The sequence below is a fragment of the Pseudomonas sp. XP2 genome, assembly GCF_053557975.1.
Window position 1 is genome coordinate 22,745 of record NZ_JBNRIK010000003.1, and the last position, 25,105, is coordinate 47,849.

The 25,105-nt window shown below is 63.5% G+C and carries 18 protein-coding genes and 1 pseudogene; 9 read left to right on the forward strand and 10 right to left on the reverse strand.

What is annotated here, in order from left to right; translation table 11 throughout:
• Nucleotides 1-228: 228 nt before the first annotated feature.
• The 4 genes from ACK1VC_RS04780 (at nucleotide 229) to ACK1VC_RS04795 (ending at nucleotide 8,180) form a co-directional block, all read left to right on the forward strand.
• Complete coding sequence (locus ACK1VC_RS04780) at nucleotides 229-3,630, forward strand: Ig-like domain-containing protein (protein ID WP_095115366.1); 3,402 nt, start codon at nucleotides 229-231, stop codon at nucleotides 3,628-3,630.
• Between the two features lie 55 nt (nucleotides 3,631-3,685).
• Nucleotides 3,686-4,669, forward strand: a complete 984-nt coding sequence (locus tag ACK1VC_RS04785) for an SCO family protein (RefSeq protein WP_191086606.1) — start codon at nucleotides 3,686-3,688, stop codon at nucleotides 4,667-4,669.
• An 81-nt stretch (nucleotides 4,670-4,750) separates the two neighbouring features.
• The gene (locus ACK1VC_RS04790) at nucleotides 4,751-7,075 is read left to right on the forward strand and encodes a putative bifunctional diguanylate cyclase/phosphodiesterase (RefSeq protein ID WP_096426087.1); all 2,325 of its coding nucleotides are present in this window, start codon (nucleotides 4,751-4,753) and stop codon (nucleotides 7,073-7,075) included.
• 97 nt (nucleotides 7,076-7,172) lie between these two features.
• On the forward strand, nucleotides 7,173-8,180 hold the full coding sequence (locus ACK1VC_RS04795) for a site-specific integrase (RefSeq protein ID WP_080683618.1): 1,008 nt from the start codon (nucleotides 7,173-7,175) through the stop codon (nucleotides 8,178-8,180).
• On the opposite strand, the gene ACK1VC_RS04800 is transcribed toward ACK1VC_RS04795, so the two are convergent.
• Both ACK1VC_RS04800 and ACK1VC_RS04805 read right to left on the reverse strand, forming a co-directional pair.
• Complete coding sequence (locus tag ACK1VC_RS04800) at nucleotides 8,170-9,279, reverse strand: SMP-30/gluconolactonase/LRE family protein (RefSeq protein WP_224372564.1); 1,110 nt, start codon at nucleotides 9,277-9,279, stop codon at nucleotides 8,170-8,172. The genes ACK1VC_RS04795 and ACK1VC_RS04800 overlap by 11 nt on opposite strands.
• A gap of 45 nt (nucleotides 9,280-9,324) precedes the next feature.
• Nucleotides 9,325-9,894, reverse strand: a pseudogene (locus tag ACK1VC_RS04805) (SDR family NAD(P)-dependent oxidoreductase); the annotation flags it as partial.
• 126 nt (nucleotides 9,895-10,020) lie between these two features.
• On the opposite strand from ACK1VC_RS04805, the gene ACK1VC_RS04810 reads away from it, so the two are divergent.
• Nucleotides 10,021-10,920: a LysR family transcriptional regulator gene (locus ACK1VC_RS04810; RefSeq protein WP_197884215.1), complete on the forward strand. Its 900-nt coding sequence runs from the start codon at nucleotides 10,021-10,023 to the stop codon at nucleotides 10,918-10,920.
• 41 nt (nucleotides 10,921-10,961) lie between these two features.
• Here ACK1VC_RS04810 and ACK1VC_RS04815 read toward each other — a convergent pair whose 3' ends face one another.
• Complete coding sequence (locus ACK1VC_RS04815; protein ID WP_191086608.1) at nucleotides 10,962-12,101, reverse strand: glycerate kinase; 1,140 nt, start codon at nucleotides 12,099-12,101, stop codon at nucleotides 10,962-10,964.
• 225 nt (nucleotides 12,102-12,326) lie between these two features.
• Entirely contained in the window at nucleotides 12,327-13,424 is a 1,098-nt protein-coding gene (locus tag ACK1VC_RS04820) for a sugar diacid recognition domain-containing protein (RefSeq protein ID WP_016487215.1), read from the reverse strand.
• 163 nt (nucleotides 13,425-13,587) lie between these two features.
• Here ACK1VC_RS04820 and ACK1VC_RS04825 point away from each other — a divergent pair, with 163 nt between their 5' ends.
• The 4 genes from ACK1VC_RS04825 (at nucleotide 13,588) to nemA (ending at nucleotide 18,970) form a co-directional block, all read left to right on the forward strand.
• Complete coding sequence (locus ACK1VC_RS04825; RefSeq protein ID WP_060517828.1) at nucleotides 13,588-14,916, forward strand: MFS transporter; 1,329 nt, start codon at nucleotides 13,588-13,590, stop codon at nucleotides 14,914-14,916.
• Nucleotides 14,917-15,105: 189 nt separating this feature from the next.
• Complete coding sequence (locus ACK1VC_RS04830) at nucleotides 15,106-16,626, forward strand: FAD-dependent oxidoreductase (protein WP_095115358.1); 1,521 nt, start codon at nucleotides 15,106-15,108, stop codon at nucleotides 16,624-16,626.
• A gap of 72 nt (nucleotides 16,627-16,698) precedes the next feature.
• Nucleotides 16,699-17,709 carry an aldo/keto reductase gene (locus tag ACK1VC_RS04835; RefSeq protein WP_016487217.1) on the forward strand — a complete coding sequence of 337 codons (1,011 nt, stop codon included), beginning with the start codon at nucleotides 16,699-16,701 and terminating at the stop codon, nucleotides 17,707-17,709.
• Nucleotides 17,710-17,842: 133 nt separating this feature from the next.
• The gene (nemA, locus tag ACK1VC_RS04840; protein WP_060517837.1) at nucleotides 17,843-18,970 is read left to right on the forward strand and encodes an alkene reductase; all 1,128 of its coding nucleotides are present in this window, start codon (nucleotides 17,843-17,845) and stop codon (nucleotides 18,968-18,970) included.
• Nucleotides 18,971-19,047: 77 nt separating this feature from the next.
• Here nemA and ACK1VC_RS04845 read toward each other — a convergent pair whose 3' ends face one another.
• From ACK1VC_RS04845 to ACK1VC_RS04870, 6 genes are all read right to left on the reverse strand, one after another.
• The gene (locus ACK1VC_RS04845) at nucleotides 19,048-19,260 is read right to left on the reverse strand and encodes a cold-shock protein (protein WP_023047412.1); all 213 of its coding nucleotides are present in this window, start codon (nucleotides 19,258-19,260) and stop codon (nucleotides 19,048-19,050) included.
• 169 nt (nucleotides 19,261-19,429) lie between these two features.
• Nucleotides 19,430-20,341 carry a LysR family transcriptional regulator gene (locus ACK1VC_RS04850; RefSeq protein WP_023047413.1) on the reverse strand — a complete coding sequence of 304 codons (912 nt, stop codon included), beginning with the start codon at nucleotides 20,339-20,341 and terminating at the stop codon, nucleotides 19,430-19,432.
• Nucleotides 20,342-20,476: 135 nt separating this feature from the next.
• On the reverse strand, nucleotides 20,477-21,169 hold the full coding sequence (locus ACK1VC_RS04855) for a TraX family protein (protein WP_023047414.1): 693 nt from the start codon (nucleotides 21,167-21,169) through the stop codon (nucleotides 20,477-20,479).
• Between the two features lie 3 nt (nucleotides 21,170-21,172).
• A complete protein-coding gene (locus tag ACK1VC_RS04860; protein ID WP_016487221.1) occupies nucleotides 21,173-22,249 on the reverse strand; it encodes a metal-dependent hydrolase in 1,077 nt (358 codons plus the stop codon).
• A gap of 212 nt (nucleotides 22,250-22,461) precedes the next feature.
• Entirely contained in the window at nucleotides 22,462-23,712 is a 1,251-nt protein-coding gene (locus tag ACK1VC_RS04865; RefSeq protein ID WP_191086610.1) for an OprD family porin, read from the reverse strand.
• 54 nt (nucleotides 23,713-23,766) lie between these two features.
• On the reverse strand, nucleotides 23,767-24,966 hold the full coding sequence (locus ACK1VC_RS04870) for a benzoate/H(+) symporter BenE family transporter (protein ID WP_016487223.1): 1,200 nt from the start codon (nucleotides 24,964-24,966) through the stop codon (nucleotides 23,767-23,769).
• Between the last annotated feature and the right edge of the window lie 139 nt (nucleotides 24,967-25,105).

Here is a 25,105-nt window from a genome sequence, read left to right on the forward strand (position 1 = left end):
GTGTGTCACGCCCCAATCCACCCATCCAGTGGGCATTGGGTCCCCGCCAGTGGGGACTTATACCCATTCTTGACGCCCCGTCATTTAGCGCACCTCAGGTGCCACAAGGATTTGTTTAACAAAGCATTACTGAAACAGTTGTTGGCACAGCCGTTGCTCAGGGCCTTTTATCGGGCAAAACGCCATTGATGGCTTAGAGCCATGCAGCCGCGAGCGAGGCACAAGGCAATGAAAACACATGCCGTGATCCACCCTGTTAGGTACGCATTCCAGCTTTCTTCAGTCACTGCGCTGATGGTCAGCCTCGGGCTGATCACGGTCATGGCCTCGCCCCTTGACGACAACAGTCAGCCGCCGCCGACCGATCCATCGGCCTACACCGAGCAACCGGCTGACCCGACTCCGGCCTTGCTCAACCTCAGTACCTTGCCCGAAGCCAACGAAGGCGCGCTGGAGCTGGTCGATGGCGCGCACGGCGACCGCGATACAGTGCGGATAGACAACGTGCTGCCGCCTGCACTGCAAACCTCGGACAGGTACCCCACCAACGGCAAACCCAGCCCACTGTTCGGAGCCCAACCCTTCACCCAGCAATTGTTGCTGTTCGAAGAATTCGGGCCAGAGAAGCTCGACCCGACCACGCCGGCGCCGGCGCCGGAGCTTACCTTTCCCGTCCCCACCCTCGGCGCGGCCCCGGCGCAGGACCCCAACGTCGTCGCGCGCAGCGGGCCAAGTGGTACGGCCCTGGAAGCGTTCCTCAAGCAGCCCGGCCTGTATCCGTACCCGAGCCAGTACGCCAATGTGCTGGACCGCAACCCCTGGAAGGCGCAGATCGAAATGTTCCTCAACCGCCAGCCGGTCGGCTCGCCTGCTGAAGGCCGGCCACCAGGAAAAGCCTGGTCGCACCAGCGTTGGAACGAGTTCTACCCGCAGGCGGCGTTCAAGACCGCCCAGGCCGGGGCGCGTATCAACCTCGGTCTGCGTGATCGCAAACAGCTGCATAACTATGCGTCTGGCGAGTTTGCACCCGGCGGCCTGTACTACCAGACCTCCGACATCCCCACTACGCTGGGCACCACCAAGGGCATTGACACGCGCTTTCACCCGAATATGCCCTTGCAGAACCACAAATCACTGTGGACATTCGACGGCACCTTCCCGCCCAAACTGCTGATGGTGCGTTACGGCCAGCCGATCCTGATGCGCCATTACAACGCCTTGCCCATCGACCCCTCGGCCAACGGTGGCTTTGGCCTGCACACCATCTCGACGCACGAGCACAATGGCCACTCCCCGGCAGAGAGCGATGGCTTCGCCAACGCCTACTTCTTCCCGGGGCAGTACTACGACTACCGCTGGCCAGTGCAACTGGCCGGCTACGACACCATCAACACCCGTGCCCAGGATCCGCGGGCAGCCTTCCCCTGCTCACCGGGCGAAACCCTGTTCGTCAACGACGGCACGCCGGGCCTGAAAGCCTGCCAGAACGGCAGCATCAAGATTCGCGGCGACTGGCGTGAAACCATGAGCACCCACTGGTTCCACGACCACATGATGGATTTCACGGCACAGAACGTCTACAAGGGCAACGCCGTGATGATGAACTACTACAGCGCCCTGGACCGCGGTAACGAGGCGCTGCAGGATGGCGTCAACCTGCGCTTCCCCAGTGGCTCCGGCATGCCATGGGGTAACCGTGACTACGACGTCAACCTGGTGATTGCCGACAAGGCCTGGGATGCCAACGGCCAGCTGTGGTTCAACCCGTTCAACACCGATGGCTTCCTCGGTGACCAGATTCTGGTCAACTGGCAGTACCAGCCCAGGCTCAAGGTGCGGGCGCGCAGCTACCGCTTCCGCATCCTCAACGGCTCGGTGTCGCGCTATTTCAAGTTTGCCGTGGTGCGGGAAATTGCCGGTACCAGTGGGGAGTTCAAAGGCCCCTCCGGCTCCAACCTGTCGTATGCCCGGGTGCCGTTCCACATGATCGCCAACGACGGCAACATCATGGAACACGCCGTGCCCTTCGACGGGACCATGGACCTGAACGGCGACGGCAACCTGCAGGACAACCATGGCATCCTGCCGCTGCAAGGCATCGCCGAGCGCTACGACATCATCATCAACTTTGCCAAGAATGGCATCAAGGCAGGCGACAAGCTGTACTTCGTCAACCTGGAAGAGCATCGCACCGGCAAGGGCCCGGAAGGTACGATTTCGCTGGCCGACGTGCTGTCGGAAAAGTACAAAGCCGTGATCAAGCAGACCAACAAAGGCCCGCAGTGGGACAAAGGCGACCCAGCAGTCGGCAAGTTTCTGCAACTGCTGGTGCAGCCCTACACCGGCCAGGACCTGAGCATGGACCCGGTGGCCTACGAGCCCGCCAAGCCAGGCAAGGCCGCAGGCCTGAAAATGCTGCCACTGCCCATTGACCGCAACGCCGCGACCGACCAGGCCAGACTCAAGGATGCCCGCCACCGCGCGTTCATCTTTGGCCGCTCCGACGGTACCGACACCAGCCCGTGGACCATCAAGACCGATGGCGGCTTTGGTTACAGCATGGACCCACGACGCATCAGTGCGGCACCGCAACTGGCCAACCAGTCCACCGACGGTGGGTTCAGCGGCGACGGCACCCTGGAGGTGTGGAAAATCGTCAACGGCGGCAATGGCTGGAGCCACCCGGTGCACGTGCATTTCGAGGAAGGCGTGATTCTTAGCCGCGACGGCAAGGCGCCACCGGAATGGGAAAAATGGGCGCGCAAAGACGTGTACCGGATCGGGCCAGAAGCCGATTCTTCGGGAGAGGTGGAAATGGCCATCCGCTTCCGCGAGTTCGCCGGCACCTACATGGAGCACTGCCACAACACCCAGCATGAGGACTCGTCCATGCTGCTGCGCTGGGACATTGAGCACCCGGGGCAGTTCCAGGTGATGCCAACCCCGCTGCCAGGCTGGGATGGCGTGCAATACATGGCTTCGGTCGGCCTGCCCACCTTCCGTACCAAAGGCCATGACGACACCGATGACCCGGCCAACAAGCCCCCCGTCGCAGCCAATGACAGTGCAGCGACTACCGCTGGCAAACCTATCACCCTGAACGTGCTCGCCAACGACTCCGACCCGGACGGCAACGTACCGCTGACCGTGACCGGTCTCACCCAGCCGGACTCCGGTCAGGGTACCGTCAGCACCGACGGCACCCTGGTGAATTACACCCCACCTGCCACGTTCGCCACACCGTTCACTGCCAGCTTCAACTACACGGCGCGCGATGCCAAGGGGGCCGAGTCGTTGACCCCGGCCACAGTCAGCATCGCTGTGACTGCGGCGGCGGCGGTCGACCAGATCCAGGTCAGCAGTGCCACGGTGCAGGTGCGCAGTGGCAACCGCTTCACCTGGGATGTGCAGGGGACGACCACGGTCGCCACGGGCAACAGCATCAGTGTGACTGCGGCAACCACCGGCGGCCCGGTAAGCCTGGGCAACGCCACGCTGACGGCCGCGACTACGGGCGCCCGCTGGCGGGTGTCTGTGACCACTACCGGCTTTGGCCCGGCCACACCCGCGACAGTTACCGTGAAATCGACGCTGGGGCAAACGGTGACAGCGCCAGTCAAATACCAGTGAGTGCAATGCAGGGGTCGCTGTGCGGCCCCTTTTACCCAACAACGAGGATCGCATCATGCCCGGCTCATGGCGTTTCCTGCTGGTGCTCGCGGTATTTGCCGCCAGCATTCCGTTATGGCCACTGCAGCCGCAACAACCGTTGGCCGAAGAAACCGCAAGCCCCTGGGGCGCCGGCTACTTCCCGAATATCCCGCTGCTTACCCAGGACGGCGAGAAGGTGCATTTCTTCGACGACCTGATCAAGGACAAGGTAGTCGCCATCAACTTCATCTTCACCGGCTGCTCCGACTCCTGCCCGGTGGAAACCGCGCGCTTGCGCCAGGTGCAGAAGGTTCTGGGTGACCGGGTCGGCAAGGACATTTACTTCTATTCCATCAGCATCGACCCGTACAACGACACCCCAGCTACCCTCAAGCGCTACGCCGAAAAATTCGGCATCGGCCCTGGCTGGACGCTGCTCACCGGCGAGCCCGACGACATCGAGCAATTGCGCCGTAGCCTGGGGCTGTGGATTGAAGGCCTGGAAAACGGCCGTTCCAGAGACCACAACCTGAGCCTTATCATCGGCAACCAGGCCACCGGCCGCTGGATGAAAGCCTCGCCCTTCGAAAGCCCGTACATTCTCGCGGACCGGCTGGGCAACAGCCTGCACAACTGGAAGCAGGCCAGCGCCATGAGCAATGACTACGCCCAGGCCCCCGAGATACGGCCACCCAGCAGTGGTGAGCAAATCTTCCGCACCCGCTGCTCCTCCTGCCACACCCTGGGTAACACCGAGCCAGGGCAGCCCGGTATTGGCCCGGACCTGCTGGGGGTGACCCGACAGCGTGACGCCAGCTGGCTGACCCGCTGGTTGAAGGCGCCCGACCAGATGCTCGCAGAGAAAGACCCCTTGGCCATGCTGCTGTACGAGCAGTACAACCGGCTGCCCATGCCCAACATGCGCCTGGGCGATGCCGAAATCAGCGCACTGATGAGCTACATCGAGGAAGAAACCGCACGCCTGCAGGCGCCCCTGGCACATACAGGAAACCCTTAAAGGCAATTAGCCATTAGTCATCAACCTGTCACCTCCTTGTCGTATTTTTGGAGCATCACCCAGGGTCGGGAACTATCAGCAGTGATACGCCGTTCGCTTTCCTCCGCCAGCCTCCTGCGACTGCTGATCTTGATGCTGTGTGCCGCCACCCTCGCCTTTCTGTGGGGGCTGCACATGACGCAGAAAGCCGCTGCCCGCCAGGACGCGTTGTCGGCCAAGGCCGCCGAGCACTTGAACCTGGCCAGTATCGTGGGCGAAAGCCTGCGCCAGTTGGTCGACCGCGCCCAGGCCGTTGGCCGGGTCACCCAGGACGACATGAAAGTGCTGCGCCAGGGCAATTTCAGCCTGGCGCGGATACTGGCCGAAGACCCGGTGTTCAAGCGCATGAGCCTTTACGACCGGCAAGGCCGGCTGTTGTCAGCCAGCCATACCGACGAAGCCACCGCGCTGCCCGAGGATTGGTTACGCCAGCTGCAAAGGCACGTAGCCCGTTATGGATTCAAGCCCTTTCTACCCAACGTGCAGCCGCCGGGCCAGCAGGCCGGCCTGCCCGACTGGCGGCTGCCCTTTCTGCTGCCGTTGACCGACCTGCCCGGCCGCGAAATCGAAAACATCCTGGTTGTCCAACTGGACATCGGCTACCTGGCGGTGCTGTTTCAGCATATCGATCTGGGTAGCAGCGGGCTGGTGCGCCTGCTGCAGGATGACGGCCTGGAGCGGCTGCGCATAGACACCAGCGGCGTGGTGGGCGCCGGCGATGTGTTGCTGCCAGAACTGCCAGATACCGGTAGCAACACTGGCCTGCTCACCCAATACGCGGCCGGCGGTGCGTACCAGAGCCTCTACCGACATGTGCCAGAGCGCGGGTTCAGCGTAGTGGTCAGCCAGCGCCAGGAGGACATCCTCGCACCTTCGGCCCTGGCCTATTCCCGACAATTCTGGTTGAACCTGAGCATGACGCTGATGATCATCGCCAGCCTGCTATGGACCTTGCGTCTTTTGCGCAAGCGCCAGGAGGCCTTCAGCGCACTGGAGCATGCCCAGCAGGTAAACCAGCAACTTATCGGCCGTCTTGAGGACGAACACCGGCGCAGCAGCCATGCCGCCGCCACCGACCACCTCAGCGGGCTGCACAACCGCCGCCAGTTCGTCGAGGTGGCCGGCCAGGCGCTGACCCGCCAGCGTGGCAAGCGCCAGTTGATGGCGATCCTGTTCATCGACATGGACCGCTTCAAGTCGATCAACGATTCGCTCGGGCACAAGATCGGCGACCTCCTGCTACAGGCCGTGGCCGGGCGCATCCAGCGATTGCTGGAGCCCGGCGACGAGGCTTCGCGCTTTGGCGGCGACGAATTTGTGGTGTTGCTGGCGGGCGAACGCAGCGAAGACCAGATCAATGCCTGGGTCCGTGAGCTGGTCCAGCGGTTGTCGGCCACCTATGCCCTTGACGGCCAGGAGGTCAACACCAGCCCAAGCGTGGGCGTGAGCATCTGCCCGCGCGATGGCCAGGACATCGACAGCTTGATCCGCAGTGCCGACGCCGCGATGTATTCAGCCAAACAGGCCGGTCGGGCCCAGTACCGCTTCTTCGACGCCTCGCTGAACCTGGCCGACATCCAGGCCTTCACCCTCGAACAGGCGTTCGGCAGCGCCTTGGCCGAGCGCCGATTCGTGCTGCACTACCAGCCGCAAATCCGCCTCGACACCCAACAGGTACTGGGCTATGAAGCGCTGGTGCGTTGGGACCACCCCGAATTTGGCCTGCTGTACCCGGACCGCTTCATCGACCTGGCAGAGCGCAGCGGCTTTATTGTCGAGCTGGGCTGGGAGGTGTTGCGCCTGGCCTGTGAGGCTTTGGCGGGCTGGGACGCCCAAGGCCGGGGAACACGACTGGCCGTCAATGTATCTGCCCTGCAACTGCGCCAAGGCGATTTCGCTTCGCGGCTGCTGAGCGAACTGCAACGGTATGCCATTGCCCCGCAGCGGCTGGAGCTGGAAATTACCGAAACCACCATCCTCGACCCCGAAGGTACGGCCGTGGCGCACCTTCACAGACTGCGCGGCGCGGGCCTGGGCATCAGCCTGGATGACTTCGGCCGCGGCTACGCCGGCTTCGCCCATCTGCATTCGCTGCCATTGAGCAAGCTGAAGATCGATCGATCGCTGATCGCGCCACTGTCCAACAGCCCTGATGACAGCCCGATCGTGTCCTCCACCATCATCCTGGCCAAGCGCCTGGGCCTGGAAGTGGTCGCCGAAGGCGTAGAAACCCGCGAACAGGTGGTGTGCCTCAAGCTCGCCGGTTGTGATATCGCCCAGGGTTACCACTTCAGTCGGCCACTGTCGCCGGCGCAGTTGCACGAATATCCGCCTTTCAATGGCGTCGAGGAGAAAGCATGCGTGTAATGCGCACACCGGCGCTGACCCGCGGTGCTGGCCAGGCCGACTATGGTTGCCCCACTGACCCCAGCTGACGCGTTGCGCCTACAGAAACCGCGCTGGCATGCAATATCCCTTGATTCGGTTTATCGTGTACCCATCACCCACCGACACCCGCACCATGACCGATATCGAGCGCTACCTTCGCGCCGCCACCCGTGACAACACCCGGCGCAGCTACCAGGCTGCCATCGAACACTTTGAATCCCACTGGGGCGGTTTTCTGCCGGCCACCGCCGAGAGTATTGCCCGCTACCTGGTCGACCACGCCGACCAGCATGCTGTCAGCACCCTGCGCCAGCGCCTGGCTGCGCTCAGCCAATGGCACGTCGCCCAAGGCTTCCCCGACCCGACCAAGGCGCCGCTGGTGCGCCAGGTGCTCCGCGGTATCCGCACCCTGCACCCGACGCCGCCCAAGCAGGCAGCCCCGCTGTTGTTGCAGCACCTGCAAACTGCGGTGACCTGTTTCGAAGAGGAGGCCCGCCAGGCACGTGAACATCACGACCTGGCCGCCCTGCGCCGGGCCCGCCGTGACAGTGCGCTGCTGTTGCTGGGTTTCTGGCGTGGCTTTCGCGGTGATGAACTGGCGCGCCTGCGCATCGAGCATATCCAGGCTGAAGCCGGTGTCGGTATCACGTTGTTCCTGCCGCGCAGCAAGGGCGACCGAGAAGCCCTGGGCGTGCAACATCGCACCCCTGCCCTGAAAGCCTTGTGCCCGGTCACGGCCTACCTGCAATGGCTGGAGGTCGCCGGCATTGCCCATGGGCCGGTGTTCCGCAAGCTCGACCGCTGGGGCAACCTCGGTGACAGCGCGCTCAACAGCAACAGCCTGGTCGGCCTGCTGCGGCGCATGCTGGAGCGTGCCGGGGTTCCGGCGGCGTTGTATACCGGCCACTCGTTACGGCGTGGCTTCGCCACCTGGGCAACCGCCAATGGCTGGGAACTGAAGTCGCTGATGAGCTATGTGGGTTGGAAAGACGCCAAGTCGGCCTTGCGCTATATCGACTCGGCCCAGCGCTTTGGCGAATTGGCCGTTTTACCGGCCAGCCAGACGCCACGGCTTATTCCTTGAAGCTGTGCCGGGCAACGCCGCCAGTTTCCGGGCGAATGGCATACAGGTCGCCCGCATCGGGATAATGGTGCAGTTCTTCGGGGTTCATGTCGAATCGCGCGGTACTGATGTACAAGGTGTTCAAACCGGGCCCGCCAAAGCAGCAACTGGTGGGGCATGGCACCGGCATCAACACCTGGTCGGTCAGGTGGCCGTGGCGGTCATAACGCAGCAGGCAGCTGCCATGGTACTGGCACACCCACAGCCCGCCTTCGCGGTCCAGGGCCAGACCATCCGGCCGCCCCAGTTCGGCCGGGGTTTCGGCAAACAGCGTGACCGCGCCAAGCCGGCCTTCGACGAGGTACTCGGCGCGGTAGATGGCACGCGCCGCCGAATCGACGAAGTACACCGTATGGCCGTCCTGCGACCAGGCCAGGCCAGTGGGCAACGCCATGTCGTCATGGATCACCTGGTCGCTCAACTGCCCGTCGAAGCGGAACAGTGCCCCGGTATTGCCGCTGGGTACTTCGTCCATCAGGCCAGTTACGAAGCGGCCTTGCGGGTCGCAAGCACCGTCGTTGAAACGGTAGGTCGAGCGCGGATGGACTGATGCCGAATGCTGGCTCACCTTGCGCGCCGGCACGTCGAAGATAGCCACACTGGCGTCTTCGGTAAAAATCAGGTTACCCCGGTCGGTCAACGCCAGCGCGCCAATGCGCGCGGCTGACGCGTAAAGGGTGTGGACGTCGCCATCGGCTGTCAGGCAGTTGATGCGCCCGCCAGAAATATCGACGAAGTACAACGCGCCGGTGCGCTCATCCCAGACCAGGCTTTCGCCCAGGTCCGCGCACGTGTTGGCGACTTTGACCGGCACGTAGTTGCATTCCTTGATGCGGTTCCAGCGTTCGGCCACTTGCGCGAGGTCAGCGGCCTGCACACGGCCCAGGTCCCGGGGGTAGCTGACGCCGCTGTTTTCGTTGAAGCGGGTGGCGGTGAACTGGCCGTTGCTGGCGCGCAAGATGTAGCCGGTGTCATGGCACAGCGCACTGGCCAGGTACAGCACGCCGGGCGTGACCCACTCGGGTTTCAGTTCTTCTGGCGGTTGGCTGATGCCCCACATGCGGGTTTTCGCGACCGGTGAAATGGCATTGACCAGGATGCCGTGCTCCTGGCCCTCCATGCTCAGGGCGTTCATGATGCCGACCTGGGCCATCTTGCCGGCGGCATAGGCCACCAGGCCAGGCTGCGCATAGCGCTGGTACATGGCCCGGTCCGAGGTCGTCAGCACTACCCGCGGCGCTGCGGAGCGCTTGAGGTGCGGCCAGGCATGCTTGGCCAGCCACACGGGCGCCTGCACATTGATGCCCAGCGCTCGTTGCAGAAAGGCGGCTTCCTGATCCTCGATACGCTGGTAGTCGACCCAGCCGGCATTGTGAATGAGGATATCCAGCGCACCGAAATGCTCGATAGCCAGCGCGATCAGTTGCTTGCAGGTGCCCTCGTTCTCCAGTTGGCCGGCGTGTCCAACCACAGCAAAACCTTTGCCTCGCATGGCCGTCAGTGCATGTTCGAGCGCCGAGGCGTCCTGGCCTTGCCCGGATCTGTCGGTGCCCAAATCGCTGATGACTACACGCGCGCCGCGCTCGGCCAACGCCATGGCATAGGCAAGGCCAAGGCCTTGTGCGGCACCGGTGATGACCGCAACTTTGTTATGGAAAGGCTTTGTGACGGGCATTTCAGACTACCTTCAATTCTCCTTTTTACGATATCAACAATCAAATCTATGACTTAATATTAAAAGCATGCACGTTTGATATCTCCTGGATATCACCGCCAACTGGCCATGCTGCAGGAATGCTGAATGATCGAAACACGTTTGCTCAGGCAGTTCATCGCTGTGGCCGAAGAATTGCACTTTCACAAGGCCGCCGAGCGCCTGCACATGGCGCAACCGCCGCTGAGCCAGGCCATCAACCGCCTTGAAGAAAAACTGGGTTTCAGCCTGCTGCTGCGTAACAAGCGCGGGGTGCGCCTGACCGCCGCGGGTGCAGCGTTTCTCGACGCGTCTTACCGCACGCTGGCTGAGCTGGAAAAGGGGATCGAGTACGCCCGTAATGTATCTGCAGGGGTCAGCGGCAAGCTGACCATCACGGCCATTTCCATCGCCTATTACGACTCGCTACTTGGCAGCTTGCGCCGTTTTCGCGAGACTTACCCGAACGTGCAGTTGACCATTCGCGAGATGCCATCCGCGTCGCAGGCCAAGGCTTTGCTGGCCGGTGAGGCGGATATCGGCTTCATGCGCAGGCTGCCGCTGCCGGCTGGCACCCTTGAAGCACGGTTGTTGCTTGATGAGCAGATCGTCATGGCCATGCCCGCCAGCCACGCCAAGGCGCAACAGCGGGAAGTCGACCTGCGCGAGTTTGCCGATGAGGATTTCGTATTCACCCCGCCAGCCTTGGGCGGTGGCTATCACGCGCAGTTGATCGCGCTGTGCGAGGCGGCGGGTTTTCATCCCAAGGTCGTGCAGGAGGCGGCGCAGATCCATACACTGCTGGGCCTGGTGGCATGCGGTTTTGGCGTGGCCCTTGTACCGGCCTCGTTCGTTGGCTCAACCCCGCGCGAACGCGTGCAGTTTTGCCCGATCCGCCCTATCGATGAGCAACCCGCCCCCGGGATCGGCCTGTACATGAAATGGAACGCCCAGAACGCTTCGCCAGCACTGGCCAACTTCATTGCCATGTTCGAGACGCAGGAGTGAAGCTTTTGCAGGAGCGGCCTAGTGTCGCTCCTACACGATGTTCATGTTCGCTTTGCAACGTGCCACAGCCGACCAATGTCACAAGCCCGCGCCTGCAGCAGCTGCGCAGCATCGGCACACGCCTGCTCCAGGCTCATCGGCCCGCTGGCCAACGCAAATGCAGCATCGACCCCATGGTCATACAACTGCTGATAACCCTCACCCAAAGTCCCGGCCAGCACCACCACCGGCACGCCATGACGCTTGGCTACCCGGGCCACCCCCATCGGCGTCTTGCCTCGCAGTGTCTGGGCATCGAAACGGCCTTCACCAGTCACCACCAGATCTGCCCCCTGCACCAATGCATCGAGGCCGGCCAGCTCGGCCACTACCTCCACCCCAGGGCGGAACTGTGCGCCCATGAAGGCCCGCGCCGCGAAGCCCATGCCACCGGCGGCGCCACACCCTGGGTAATCGCGCACGTCCTCACCCAGTAGCTGTGCGCAATGGTCGGCAAAATGGCCCAGCGCCTGGTCCAGCGCCTGCACCTGCTGCGGGTTGGCCCCCTTCTGCGGGCCGAAGATCGCCGAAGCGCCGTTGACGCCGCACAGCGGGTTGTCGACGTCGGCCGCCACTTCAAATTGCACTTCGGCGAGCCGTGGGTCGAGGTCGCTGGCGTCGATGCGGGCCAGCTTGGCCAGGGCCAGGCCGCCCTCTTCCAGCGCTTGCCCATCCGCGTCCAGCAGGCGCAGGCCGAGTGCACGCAACATACCGCTGCCGGCATCGTTGGTGGCACTGCCGCCGATGGCCAGCACTACCCGTTGCGCACCGGCGGCAAGGGCTGCGGCAATCAGCTCGCCGGTGCCCCAGGTGCTGCTGCGGCAAGCATCGCGCTGGCCGGTTGGTACCAGTTGCAGGCCACTGGCCTGGGCCATTTCAATGATTGCCGTGCGGCTTTCTGGCAACCATCCCCAGCCGGCCTCCACGGTTTGCCCCAGTGGCCCGCGCACGGCCTGGCGGCGCAGTTCGCCGTGGCTGGCGGCCAGGATTGCCTCCATGGTGCCCTCGCCGCCGTCGGCCATCGGGCACTCAACCAGTTCAGCGCCCGGCCATGCTGCACGCAGGCCTGCGGCGATGGCGCGGGCGACACCGGCAGCGTCGAGGCTGTCCTTGAACGAGTCGGGGGCGATGACGATCTTCATGGGGATTCTCCTATCCTGATGAGCGGCATGCTGACAGCTGTTCGGCAAGGGGGCCTCGGTCAAATGCACAAAACGCCGGACGGGTTGTTTGGGCGGATGCCTTCGTAACTGCTTTCCGGCCTTGTAGGAGCAGCCTTGTGCTGCGAAGAGGCCCGCATGGTCGGAGCGGGTTTTTCGCCCTGAGCCGCCCTTTCGCAGCACAAGGCTGCGCCTACGGGAATCGCGTCAATCTGCTGGCAACAGCTGCAACCCCAGATACAAACTAAGCATCCCTTCCATGCGTAGCGGGTCGACCTCGCCCAGCTCGGCAATCCGCTCCAGGCGGTAGCGCAGGCTGTTGCGATGGATACCCAGGGCATCGGCACAGGCCTGGCTCTGACCGTCGTGGGCACACCAGGCACGCAGGGTGGTGAGCAACTGCCCGCTGTTGTCCCTGGCGCGAATGCGCTGCAGCGGCTCCAGCAGCTCATCCAGCGCGTCATCGTTGCGGTGGCGCCACAACAGCGCCGGCAGCCTGTAGCGCTGCAGGCTGAGCAAGCGCTCGGTGGGCAACACCTCGCGGCCATAGGCCAGCAAGTCACGTACCCGGCGGTAGCCCCGGCGCAGCTGCTCCAGGCTTTGCGCGGCACTGCCCAAGGCCAGCCGCTCCACGTCCCAGCCATGGCGTTGCAGGCGCTCCAGCAGGCGCGACTCATCCAGTGCCACACCGGCTGGCCGGCACCATAGCAATGACTGGCGGGCCGGGCTGACACACCAGCTGTCCGGGTACCGGCTCATCAACCACGCCGACAACGCCTCGGCAGGGGGCCCCGAGGCCAGCTCGAACAGGCCCGGCACCCGTGGCAGTTGAGGCTTCAGGCCCAACTGCCGGGCTTCGTCGAGCAGCCGAGGTGAATCACCGCTACCACCCAGCAACAACGCCAGCAGATCATCGCAGCGCTGCCGTCGCCATTGCTGGTCAGCCTGTAAGTGGCGCTGGGCCAACAGCATCTCGGCGGTCATGCGTACCAGCTCCCCATAGGTGCGCACCTGCTGCGGGTCACCGGTCAGGCCCAGTACGCCCATCAGCCGGCCATCGAGCATCAGTGGCAAGTTCACCCCGGGCTGCACGCCCTTCAGGCATTTGGCAGCGTCGGTATCCAGCTCGACAATTCGGCCGTTCGCCAAAACCAGTTGCGCCCCTTCGTGGCGGGTGTTGATGCGCTCCGGTTCGCCGCTGCCCAGGATCAAGCCCTGGCTGTCCATGACATTGACGTTGCACGGCAAGATGGCCATCGCCCGGTCAACGATATCCTGCGCCAGGTCATGGTCGAGTTCGAACATTGCGTGGTCCTTTAGGGGTTAGGCTTTTGGGCTCGGGCACAGCAGCCTGAACCAGGCACTGTGCAAAAGCACAAAGACAGGCTAGCCGCAGTCCCCGAGACTCGTCAGAGCGAGCGCCGGAACAGGCGACGCGGCAAAAACCATAACAACAGAGAACCCGATCATGGCACACAGCCCAGCCCCTGACCAAGGCACGGACATCACCCGCAACGCGCTGTACCGGCGCATCACCCTGCGGCTGATTCCGTTCATTTTCATCTGCTACCTGTTCAACTACCTGGACCGCGTCAACGTCGGCTTTGCCAAGCTGCAAATGCTCGACGCCCTGAAATTCAGCGAAACAGTGTACGGCCTTGGCGCCGGCATCTTCTTCATTGGTTATGTGCTCTGCGGCCTGCCAAGCAACCTGGCACTCAACCGCTTTGGCCCGCGGCGCTGGATTGCGCTGATGATGATTGCCTGGGGCAGCCTGTCTACCTGCCTGCTGTTCGTCACTACCCCGACCGAATTCTACGCCCTGCGGCTACTGACCGGCGCTGCCGAAGCAGGCTTCTTCCCGGGCGTGGTGCTGTACCTTTCGCGCTGGTTCCCGGCCGCCCGTCGCGGACGCATCATGGCCCTGTTCATGTCGGCGATCCCGGTGTCGGGCCTGCTCGGCGGGCCGTTTTCCGGCTGGATCCTCCAGCACTTCGCCGCCGGCCAGCATGGCTTGGCCGGCTGGCAATGGATGTTCCTGATCCAGGGCCTGCCCACTGTTGCCCTCGGGGTGCTGGCCGTGTTCCTGCTCAGCGATAGCTACCAGAAAGCTGCCTGGCTAAGCCCGGCCGAACGCCAGATGATCGCCACCGACCTGGAGGCCGACGCAGCAAGCAAGCCCGCCACCACCGGCGAGGGTGTGCTCGCGGTGCTGACCCACCCACTGATCTGGACCTTTGGTTTTATCTACTTCTGTATCCAGAGTGGTGTCTACGCGATCAACTTCTGGCTGCCGTCGATCATCAAGAGCATGGGCTTCGACAACCCGCTGCTGATCGGCTGGCTCAGCGCGATCCCGTACCTGTTGGCCGGTGTGTTCATGATCCTTTGCGGCCGCTCGGCGGACCTGCGCAACGAGCGCCGCTGGCACCTGGTGGTGCCGATGCTGATGGGTGCCGTTGGCCTGCTGATTGCGGTGAACTTCGCCGGCAACCCGGCCGTTGCCATTCTAGGCCTGTCCATCGCCACCATGGGCGCGCTGACCGGCCTGCCGATGTTCTGGCCCATGCCTACCACGCTGCTCAGCGCCGGCACAGCAGTCGCTGGCCTGGCGATCATCAACTCCGTGGGCCAGATGGCAGGCTTCCTCAGCCCGTACCTGGTGGGGTTTATCAAGGATCAGACCGGCTCCACCGACGCCGCACTGTACTCGCTGGCAGCGCTGATCGTGCTGGGTAGCCTGGTGGCCCTGCGTGTCACACGGGCAGGTGCGCTGAGTTCTGCACGGGCCAGTTGAACCTGCTCTCATAGAACAACGTAGTGATTTGGCGTCAACTTGTGGGAGCAACTGTCTTCTTGTGGAAGCTGGCCTTGCCGGCGATGGGGCGCGTAGCGCCCCAAGCCCGGCTCTGCCGGTCGTCAGATCAACGCATCCCCTCCCCAACCCAAGCGTCAAATGGTTCCAAAGGCCCCTTTGGAGAACTCCATGACCCAGCACGCCGTGGCCAGCCTGGCCCAACTCGACGAACACCGCCCCCTGCGCGTCCAGGCCGGCAATGAAGAGCTCATCCTCATCCGCCAGGGCAATCAGGTTCATGCCTACCAGGGCAACTGCCCCCACGCAGGTGCCCCGCTGGACGAAGGCGTGGTCTGCGGCGGCCTGCTGGTCTGCCCTTGGCACAAGGCTGCATTCGCCGTCGATGACGGGGTGGTCTGCGAACCCCCTGCGCTGGCTGACCTGCGCCGCTACAAGGCTTGGGTGAAGGACGATGCAGTCTGGGTCGATGACCAACCGCTGCCCATCATCGACCCACCCAGGCACAGCGACGCCCGCTGCTTCGTTGTGATAGGTGCCGGTGCCGCCGGCAGCGCCGCAGTTGCCACTCTGCTGGCCCATGGCTTCGCTGGCCGGTTGCTGTGGATCGATCAGGAACGCCAGCCGGCCTACGACCGTACCGCGCTGAGCAAATTCGTGATCGCCGGGCAGATGGCGCCCGATGAAGTGCCAGCGTTGCTCGAAGCTGACGCCCTGCGCAAGGGCCAGCTGGAGCGTAAGCACGGTAAGGTGCGCAGCTTGAACAGCCAGAAACGCCAACTGATGATGGCCGACGGCCAGCAAATCACTTACGACGCCTGCCTGCTGGCCAGCGGCGGCAAGGCACTGCGCCCCGACATCCCCGGCGTCGACTTGCCGGGCGTGTTTACCTTGCGCTCGCGGGAGGATGCCGCACAGGTGCTCGATGCAGCTGAGCCCGGCCAGCCGGCGGTGATCGTAGGGGATGGCTTCATCGGCCTGGAGGCGGCCTCGGCCCTGCACGAGTACGGCGTGCAGGTGCATGTAGTGACTCGCCACGAGGTCCCGCTTGCCAAGCAGCTAGGCGATCGCATCGGGCGCAGCATCCGCGAACTGCATGAGCGCAGAGGCGTCACCTTCCATGGCCCCACGCAGGTCCAGCGGTTCGAAGGCCGGGACAAAATCGAGGCGGTGCTGTTGGCCAACGGTGAACGCTTGCAAACGCCAGTGGTATTGCTTGGCACCGGCGTGCAACCGGCCACCGCCTTCCTTCAGGGCGTGCCGCTGAGCGAGGACAAGTCGTTGCGGGTCGATGCCGAACTGCGCGCCGCCGACGGTTTGTGGGCCGCCGGTGACATCGCCACGTTCCCGCTCTCGGGGCGCCCGGTGCGCATCGAACACTGGCGCCTGGCCCAGCAACACGGGGTGATCGCCGCCGCCAACATGCTCGGCGAGCAGCGCCGCTACGCCGATGTACCCTTCTTCTGGACCTACCAGCACGGTCGTACCTATGAAGTGCTCGGCCATGCGCGGGAGTGGAACCGGATCGAGTTCGTCGGTGGGCCGGAACAAGGCGATTTCATTGCCTTGCAGTGTGTGGATGACAGGGTCGAGGCGGTTATCGCCCAAGGGTATTCCGATGCCATGGCGACGCTTTCGCAGCGCCTGAAGCGCCCGTTGAGCCTGCAGGAGGCGTTAGCGCTGATCGGCTGAATGCTGCCTTTCAATGCCTGGCGGATGTGTGTAAAACAGCGGGATCAGCCGACTGCAAAAGGACTCACGCGCATGATCTACCGCCCCCTCGGCCACAGTGGCCTGCAGGTTTCCGCCCTTACCCTGGGCAGCATGATGTTCGGCGAGCAAACCAGCACCGAAGACGCCCTGCGCATCATCGACAAGGCCTGGGGCCAGGGCATCAACTTCATCGACACCGCCGACGTGTACAACGCCGGGCGTTCGGAAGAGATCGTCGGTGAAGCAGTGGCGCGCCATCGCCATGACTGGATCGTCGCCAGCAAGGTCGGTTTCGGCCCGGCCGAGGGCCTGCCAAACCGCAGCGGCCTGTCACGCAAGCACATCTTCAACGCGCTGGAAGCCACGCTGACGCGCATGGGCATGGACTATCTGGACATCTACTACCTGCACCGCGAAGACCACAAGGTGCCACTGGAAGAGACCGTACAGGCGATGGGCGACCTGCTGCGCCAAGGCAAGATCCGCTACTGGGGAGTGTCCAACTTCCGTGGCTGGCGCATTGCCGAGGTCTGCCACATTGCCGAGCGACTGGGTGTGCCGAAGCCCGTGGTAAGCCAGCCGCTGTACAACATCGTCAACCGCCAGGCCGAGCCAGAGCAGCTGGCTGCAGCCGCCGCACACGGGCTGGGCGTGGTGCCATTCAGCCCCTTGGCCCGGGGCGTACTCAGTGGCAAGTATGCACCGGGTGCTGTGCCCGATGCCGGCAGCCGCGCCGGCCGCCAGGACAAACGCATCATGGAGGTGGAGTGGCGCCAGGAGTCGCTGGCCATCGCTCGGCAGCTTCAGGCTTATGTAGCGGCCAAGGGCGTGGGGATTGTCGAATTTGCCATCGCCTGGGTGCTGAACAACCAATCGGTGAGCTCGGCGATTGTCGGGCCGCGTACCGAGGAGCAGTGGGATACCTATGGTGGTGCGTTGGCGGTGAAGATCACGGCAGAGGACGAAGCGTTCATCGATTCGCTGGTGACGCCGGGGCATGCGTCCACGCCGGGGTTCAATGATGTGGCGCACTATGTAAGCGGGCGGCTGGCCCGTAGCTGATCGCCCGCTTGTACCCGCGAAGAGGCCGGTACTGACAACACCATTGGGGAGCCCTGCGCCGGGCTTCCGGTCCCCCCTTTCCCCAATCATCCCGGTATCGTGCGCACCATTGGTTTTCACCTCTGGAGCTGCAATGAGACTCTTCCAACCCCTGCAAGTCGGCCCGCTCACCTTGGCCAATCGTGTGTTCATGGCACCCCTCACCCGTTTGCGCAGCCTTGAGCCGGGTGATGTGCCAACCACCATGATGGCTGAGTATTATCGCCAGCGTGCCAGCGCCGGGCTGATCATCACCGAAGCCACCCAGATCTCCTTCCAGGCCAAAGGCTATTCCGGCTCGCCCGGCATTCACAGTGCCGAGCAGATCGCCGCCTGGAGGCACATCAACGCAGGCATTCACGCCGAAGGCGGGCACAGCGCCGTGCAGGTGTGGCACACCGGCCGGGTATCGCATACCTCGTTGCAACCCGGTGGCGAAGCGCCTGTTGCACCCTCGGCGCTACCGGCCGACGCCCGCACCACCCTGCGCGACGAGCAAGGCAACCTGGTACGCGTTGAAACCTCCGCACCGCGTGCACTGAGCGAGAACGAAATCGCTGGCATCGTGGCCGACTTCGGCCAGGCAGCGGTCAACGCCCGCGAAGCCGGCTTCGACTTCATCGAACTGCACGCTGCCCACGGCTACTTGCTACACCAGTTCCTTACCCCGAGCGCCAACCAGCGCGAGGACCGCTACGGCGGTAGCATCGAAAACAGGGCGCGCATCGTGCTTGAAGCGGTGGACGCGGCGATTGCCAACTGGAGCGCCGAGCGCGTGGGTATCCGCGTGTTCCCGCTGGGCGGGTTCAATGGCGTGGACAATGGCGAAGACCAAGAGGCCGCAGGGCTATACCTGATCCGGGAACTGGCCAAGCGCAACCTCGCCTACCTGCACCTCTCCGAGCCGGACTGGGCCGGTGGCAAGCCGCTGCGTGACGAGTTCCGCCAGGCGATCCGCGCTGCCTATCCGGGCGTTATCATTGCTGCGGGTGCCTACACTGCTGAGAAAGGCGAAGACTTGATTGGGCGTGGTTTGATCGATGCCGTAGCGTTCGGGCGCAGCTACATTGCCAACCCGGACCTGGTAGAGCGGCTGCGGGCGCAAGCGCCTCTGAACGAACATCGGGCACAGTTCGACTATGCCAATGGGCCCGAAGGTTATACAGATTATCCGTTTCTGCACCAGGCCATGGGCGCTGGCGAAGGTTGCGCTTACCGATAATACGAAAAACGGAGCCCTCCACGGGCTCCGTCTTCCTGCGGCCGGGCACGCCTGGGCGTACCGGACACTCGGGCAACTTACTCGGCGCGCACTTGCGCAGCCTGCATGCCCTTCTGTCCCTTCTCGGCAACAAAAGACACCTTCTGGCCCTCTTTCAGCGACTTGAAGCCCTCCGATTCAATGGCTTTGAAGTGGACGAAAAGGTCGTCGCCACCGCCCTCGGGAGTGATGAAGCCAAACCCCTTCTCATCGTTGAACCACTTGACCGTTCCGTTTTGTCTGTTAGACATACTCTAAACCCTCGAATGCTGGCTGGTGCGTTTACCGGGATGGTTGAGCCGCCAGTCGATCGACTGGCATCTTCACGCTCCATCTTGGGCGATCTGAAGCCAACTGGCCACTCACACTTTTATCAGTACGCAAAAATAGTCGCTGAAAACACACGCACACTACACCAGGTCAGTGCTCCCAGGGCCCGCCCGATTCCCAGCTGGCGACCAACAAGTCAATGAAACCGCGTACCCGAGGGGACAGGTGGCGCTTGCTCGGGTACACGATACGAATCGGGTCCGCCGGTGGCCGGTAGGCGTGCAGGACTTCGACCAGGGTGCCGGCGCGCAGGTCGTCACCGGTGATGTAGGTGGGCAGGTGAATCAGCCCGAAGCCGGCCCGGGCGCCGTCGAGCATCGCCTCCGAGCTGTCGATGTTCAACCGCCCAGGGTCTTCGCACAGGTGCAGGCCTGCTTCAGTGTCAAAGCGCCAAGGCATGGCTTTCTCGCCCGCGAGGAAGGCGATCTTGTCGTGGCCATAAAGGTCGGCAGGCACCAAGGGAACGCCTCGCGCTTCGAGGTACGCGGGCGAAGCGCAGGTGACGAACTGCTGCCAGGCCACCGTGCGGGTCAACAGCTGCGAGTCTTCCTTGGGTGCGCCAATGCGCACCGCAACGTCTACGCCCTCCTCGACCAGGTCGACGAAGCGGTCTGTGAAGCGGATGTCTGCGCGCAGTTCCGGCCATTGCTTGAGGTACTGGTCCAGCACCGGCAGCACATGGCGCTGGCCGAGCGACAGCGGCGCAGTCAGGCGCAAGGTGCCTGTAGGCTTACCGCGGCGCTGGGCCATGGCGCTTTCCACCTCGTCCAGGTCATCCAGTATCTGCCGCCAGCGTTCGAATGCCACCAGGCCCTCGTCGGTCAGGCTCAGCTTGCGCGTGGTGCGATTGAGCAAACGCACCGCCATGCGGGCCTCCAGGCGAGCAATGCTCTTGCCTACCGCTGACCGGGTCAGGCCCAGGCTGGCAGCGGCGGCAGTGAAGCTGCCGGCCTTCGCGGCGCTGACGAAGGCGGCAATATCGCCGAAGCGGTTGGGTTCCATGACAGGTTCCTGAGTGTGGTGCGGCCGGTTTAGATGGGTATGGATCTGGGAATTGCAAGCGGCGACGCTGCAGCGTTTGGCGAGCGGCCGCGCCCCAGGTACAGCGCAGGTGTTATCCGCCAGGAACGCTAAGCCTCAAGACAAGCTTTTGATCACCAGCAGGTGCACGGGATAGAACAGGTAGCCCCAACGCCCTACGGCAGGTATCCGCCAGGCATCATGACGCAACAACAGCCACCCGACAGGAACTGCCAGCGCAGCGGCAGCCAGCGTCAGCAGGGTAATGGGCGCCAGAAGATGCTCGCGCAACCAGGTGTTGGTCAGGTTGCCGCCAATGGCCATCAGGCAAGGCAGCAACCAGGCAACCCCACCCTGCCTGCGTGCCATCAGCCAGGCGCCAGGTAGTAACACCCCCGGCAGCCCGTACATCAATTGCTCGCTGAACAACCACCCTGCCAGCAGGCCCGCAAGGCCAAGTACGCGCGCCGGCCACAGTGGGTGCTGGACACCCCAGGCAACCAACAACCCCAGTACCAGTGTCGGCATTACACTGAACGTCTGTGAACCACTGTCCAGCCAGCGATAGGCGGGCTCCGAGAGCACCGCGAACAGCAGCATCAGCGACAGGTAGCGTAGGTTGGCGCGGGTATGGAGCACCTTTGCCCTGGCACGCCCCACATTCACCGCAATGGCCAGGCAAAACAGCGGAAACGCCAGCCGGCCAATCACGAACAAGCCATCGGCCTCAGGCCATATGAAGCGCAGGTGGTCGGTGACCATGGTCAGCATCGCTGTCCATTTGACCAGGTCCAGCCCGGCCGAACGCATGCCTCAGCGCCCGCGTTCGACCGCACCTGCCCCCAGGTACCGGTCGGTCCAGGCCTCCAGCGGCAAAGGCGGCTGCTGGTCGACGATACGACGCCAGATCAGCGCCAGGTCGTGGCTGTTGAACATTGACCCAGGCCCGGCACCCTCCCACACCGAAGGCACATCGGCAATCCAGTTGCCCTGGTTGTCGCGGTGGGCCATGTTGAAACGGAAGGTGTAGTTGCCCGGGATGCCCATGCGCAGGTCGGTGACCACCAACGCATTGCCTATCTGGTCGTACCGCAGCCAGTCGCCGGTGAACCAGCGCAAGCGTTGATGCAAAGGGTCGCCTGCCAGCGCTTTTGCCAGTTCCAGGTTGCGCGGCAAGCGCTGCATTTCTGGCGCTTGCCGGTCGAAGCTGCTGCTGATGCCTTCGTAGTAATCGCCATCCTGGGTCTTGGCCATTACGCGCCAGACCAGGCTGTTGAATGCGATGGGCACGGCGCGTACCTCGCTCACGACGATACCTTGCTGGTCCAGTGCCGCCTGGAAGCGTTGCTCGGCTGCCATGCGCCCGGCAAGGCCGAAGCCCAGGTAGGCGGTACTGAACACCAGTGACAGGGTCAGCAAGCGTGTAGCCCTGCCGGTAACGCCCTTGAAGCTTGCGTAGATGACCGCCGCCAGCAGCGGCAAGGTATAGACTGGATCGATGATGAACACGGCGGCCCAGCTTTGGGGGATAGGCTGCAGTGGCCAGAACAGTTGCGTGCCATATACCGTGAAGGCATCCAGCAACGGGTGGGTGACAAGTACCAGCCAGAAGGCGAGGAACAGCCTGGGTAACGTGTACCCCTTGCCGGGCCAGCATTTGTTGACTAACCAGGCCAGCAGCAGGGCCAGCCCGGTGAGCACGAACAACGAGTGCGAGAAGCCGCGATGGTAAGTCATCTGCGACACCGGGTCGGCGTAGCGGATGATCACATCCAGGTCCGGCAGCGTACCCAGTGCTGCGCCATACAGCAGCGAGCGACGGCCCTGGATGCGCCCCAGGAGGGTACCTTGCAGCGCCGCGCCGAGTACAGCTTGGGTGATGGAGTCCAAGGGTAGCATCCCTGAAAAGTGGTTTCTGAAAGCTACCCTCAACCTATGCCGATACGCAATTCCCGTGTAGGGGCGGCCTTGTGTCGCGATGGGCTGCGCAGCAGCCCCGGCTGTCTCGAACCACAAGGGATATGGGGCTGCTGTGCAGCCATCGCGACACAAGGCCGCTCCTATAGCGATCTGCGAAATGCTCGACATTTTGTGTACGCCTGTCAGAACAGCTGCCAGGTGTACACCAGCGTCAAACGATTTTCATCGATATCACTGCGGTAGTTGGAGCGTGCCATGGCATTGCGCACCCGAATCCCCAGCCCCTTCAGCATCCCGCTCTGCACTGCATAACCGATATCCAGATCGCGCTCACGATCACGGCCTTCATAGCCCAGCCCGGTATCAACATTGTTACCGGTGATGTAGCGTACGGTCGCTGTCAGCCCCGGCACCCCCATGGCGACGAAGTTGTAGTCGTAACGCACCTGGTACGAACGCTCGTCGGTGTAAGCGAATTCATAGGTCGGCACCTCGTTACCCAGCGGCGAAATGTTGGCGAACACCCGTGGGAACGGGCTGTCGCCATAGATGCCCTGGTAGCCTGCATGGAAACTGTGCCCACCATGTCGGGCGGTGAACATCGAGAAGAACGCCTGGTTGTCGATGTTGCCCAGCAAGGCATCGCCATCCTCACGCGCGGTGAAGTAGCCCAGATTGGCACTGAGCACCCAGTCGCCCACAGGCTTGCTGTGCTTGAGGCCGACAAATCCCTGTTCGTAGATGTCCTCCAATTGCCCGTACCACAGGCTGACGCTGCTCTGGTTGGCATTGAACGCATAATCCCCGCCCACATAGTTGAAGGCATCGCTCTGGGCCTGACGCATCGGCACATGGCCAAGCATCGCGTTCATCTTGCCGTCGCCACCTTCGTTGCGCAGGTGGGTGCTTTTCAGGTGCCCGGCCTGCACGGTCAGCCCGTCGATGTCCGACGAACTCAAGCTGGCGCCCTGATAGGTCGGCGGCAGCAGGCGGATGTCGCTGAAGGTCAGTACCGGAAGGTTGGGTTGCAGTTCGCCCACGCGCAGCTCGGTCTTCGACAGGCGGGCCTTGAAGGTGGGCGCCAGGCGGCTGTACTCGTCGGCAGCACGGCCGTCGCCATGCACCGGCAGCAGGCCGGTATTGGCGCGGTCCGGGCTGCTGTCCAGCTTGATGCCCAGCAGGCCCAGTGCATCGACGCCAAAGCCGACCGTACCCGGTGTGTAGCCGCTTTTGAAGTCGAGGATGAAGCCCTGGGCCCACTCCTCGGCCTTGGACTGCTTGTTGGCCCCGACAATATCGGAGAAATCGCGGCTGAAGTAGTAGTTGCGGGCACTCAGGGTAGCCTTCGAATCTTCGAAGAAACCGCCGTCGGCAGCCAGCAATGGTTGGCTGAGCAAAGTCAGGCCCAAGGCAACGCAAGGGGTGTGATTCATTCCGAAGCTCTCTTGATCTTGTTTTTATGGATAAAGCGTTGGGAACACGGCAGCTCATGGGGTGCGGCGCAGCACCTCCCGTGCACGTGGCTGGCGCAGCCTGAGCAGCGCGTGGGCCAGCAGGCCAAACAGCAGCCCCCAGAACGCCGCCGACAGGCCAAGGAATGCCACCCCCGAAGCCGTGACCAGGAAAGTGAACAATCCCGCATCCCGCTCGGCCGGCTCTGCCAGGCTGCGGGCCAGGGCTTCGCTGATGGCGCCATACAGGGCCAGCCCGGCCAGCGCAGCGATCAGCGCCGAGGGAAAGGCTGTGAACAGCGACATCAACGTGGCGCCGGCGATGCCCAGCAGCAGGTACAGGGTGCTGCCAGCAACAGCCGCCACATAGCGCCGCCGTGGGTTTTCATGGGCTTCATGGCCTGTGCACAGGCTGGCGGTAACCGCCGCCAGGTTCAGCCCGTGGCAGCCGAATGGCGCCAGCACGATACCGGCCAGGGCACTGGCACTGATCAACGGGCTGGCCGGTGTGGGGTAACCCGCATTGCGAAGCACCGCCATGCCCGGCATGAACTGCCCGGTCAGCGCCACCAGCACCATCGGCAACGCCAGGCTGAACACCGCCGGCAGGCTGAACTGCGGTGTGATCCACTGCGGTGAAGCCAGCTCCAGCACCAGCGCCTCGCTGCGAAACGCACCGCTGGCCACCGTCACCAGGGTGCCCACGCACAGCACCGCAGCCACCGCATAACGGGGCTGTAGCCGGCGCATCAGCACATAAGTGACGAACATCGCCATTACCAGCAACGGCTGCACGGGCAAGGCGCGGAACACTTCGATACCGAAACTGAACAGGATGCCGGCCTGCATACCCGCCGCGATGGACCCCGGCAGGCGCGCGATGATGCGATCGAAGGTACCGCTGAGGCCGATCAGCAGCAGCACCAGGTTGGCCACCAGGTAGGCACCTACGGCCTGTTCCAGACCGAGTTGCGGCAACGCGGTGACCAGCAGCGCTGAGCCCGGGATCGACCAGGCGATCACTACCGGCACGCGGTAGCGCAGGCTGAGCAGCGCACCGAGCACAGCACTGCCCATGGACACGGCCCAGACCCAGGATGACAACTGCTTGTGGGACAGCCCGGCAGCTTCGGCGGCGTGGAAAATGATCACCAGCGGGCCGGCGTAAGAGATCATCGTGGCGATGCAGCCCGCGACGATGGCGGACAGCGAACTGTCCTTGATCAGGGTTTTCATGAAGCATCTCGCAAGGCAGTGGCCGGCCTTTGTGGCTGGCTCTTGTTCTGGTGTTGGCTTCTTCGCGGGCTTGCCCGCTCCCACAGGTTCAGCGCACTGCCCCGGGTTCCCGCGCCCCCTGTGGGAGCGGGCAAGCCCG

Coding starts and splice junctions, on each gene's coding strand:
- ACK1VC_RS04830 (WP_095115358.1), top strand. CDS start 15,106: ATGACCCAGCACGCCGTGGCCAGCCTGGCCCAACTCGACGAACACCGC.
- ACK1VC_RS04865 (WP_191086610.1), bottom strand. CDS start 23,712: ATGAATCACACCCCTTGCGTTGCCTTGGGCCTGACTTTGCTCAGCCAA.
- ACK1VC_RS04815 (WP_191086608.1), bottom strand. CDS start 12,101: ATGAAGATCGTCATCGCCCCCGACTCGTTCAAGGACAGCCTCGACGCT.
- ACK1VC_RS04825 (WP_060517828.1), top strand. CDS start 13,588: ATGGCACACAGCCCAGCCCCTGACCAAGGCACGGACATCACCCGCAAC.
- nemA (WP_060517837.1), top strand. CDS start 17,843: ATGAGACTCTTCCAACCCCTGCAAGTCGGCCCGCTCACCTTGGCCAAT.
- ACK1VC_RS04795 (WP_080683618.1), top strand. CDS start 7,173: ATGCAATATCCCTTGATTCGGTTTATCGTGTACCCATCACCCACCGAC.
- ACK1VC_RS04835 (WP_016487217.1), top strand. CDS start 16,699: ATGATCTACCGCCCCCTCGGCCACAGTGGCCTGCAGGTTTCCGCCCTT.
- ACK1VC_RS04785 (WP_191086606.1), top strand. CDS start 3,686: ATGCCCGGCTCATGGCGTTTCCTGCTGGTGCTCGCGGTATTTGCCGCC.
- ACK1VC_RS04845 (WP_023047412.1), bottom strand. CDS start 19,260: ATGTCTAACAGACAAAACGGAACGGTCAAGTGGTTCAACGATGAGAAG.
- ACK1VC_RS04855 (WP_023047414.1), bottom strand. CDS start 21,169: ATGCGTTCGGCCGGGCTGGACCTGGTCAAATGGACAGCGATGCTGACC.
- ACK1VC_RS04810 (WP_197884215.1), top strand. CDS start 10,021: ATGATCGAAACACGTTTGCTCAGGCAGTTCATCGCTGTGGCCGAAGAA.
- ACK1VC_RS04870 (WP_016487223.1), bottom strand. CDS start 24,966: ATGAAAACCCTGATCAAGGACAGTTCGCTGTCCGCCATCGTCGCGGGC.
- ACK1VC_RS04820 (WP_016487215.1), bottom strand. CDS start 13,424: ATGTTCGAACTCGACCATGACCTGGCGCAGGATATCGTTGACCGGGCG.
- ACK1VC_RS04780 (WP_095115366.1), top strand. CDS start 229: ATGAAAACACATGCCGTGATCCACCCTGTTAGGTACGCATTCCAGCTT.
- ACK1VC_RS04800 (WP_224372564.1), bottom strand. CDS start 9,279: ATGTGGGGCATCAGCCAACCGCCAGAAGAACTGAAACCCGAGTGGGTC.
- ACK1VC_RS04850 (WP_023047413.1), bottom strand. CDS start 20,341: ATGGAACCCAACCGCTTCGGCGATATTGCCGCCTTCGTCAGCGCCGCG.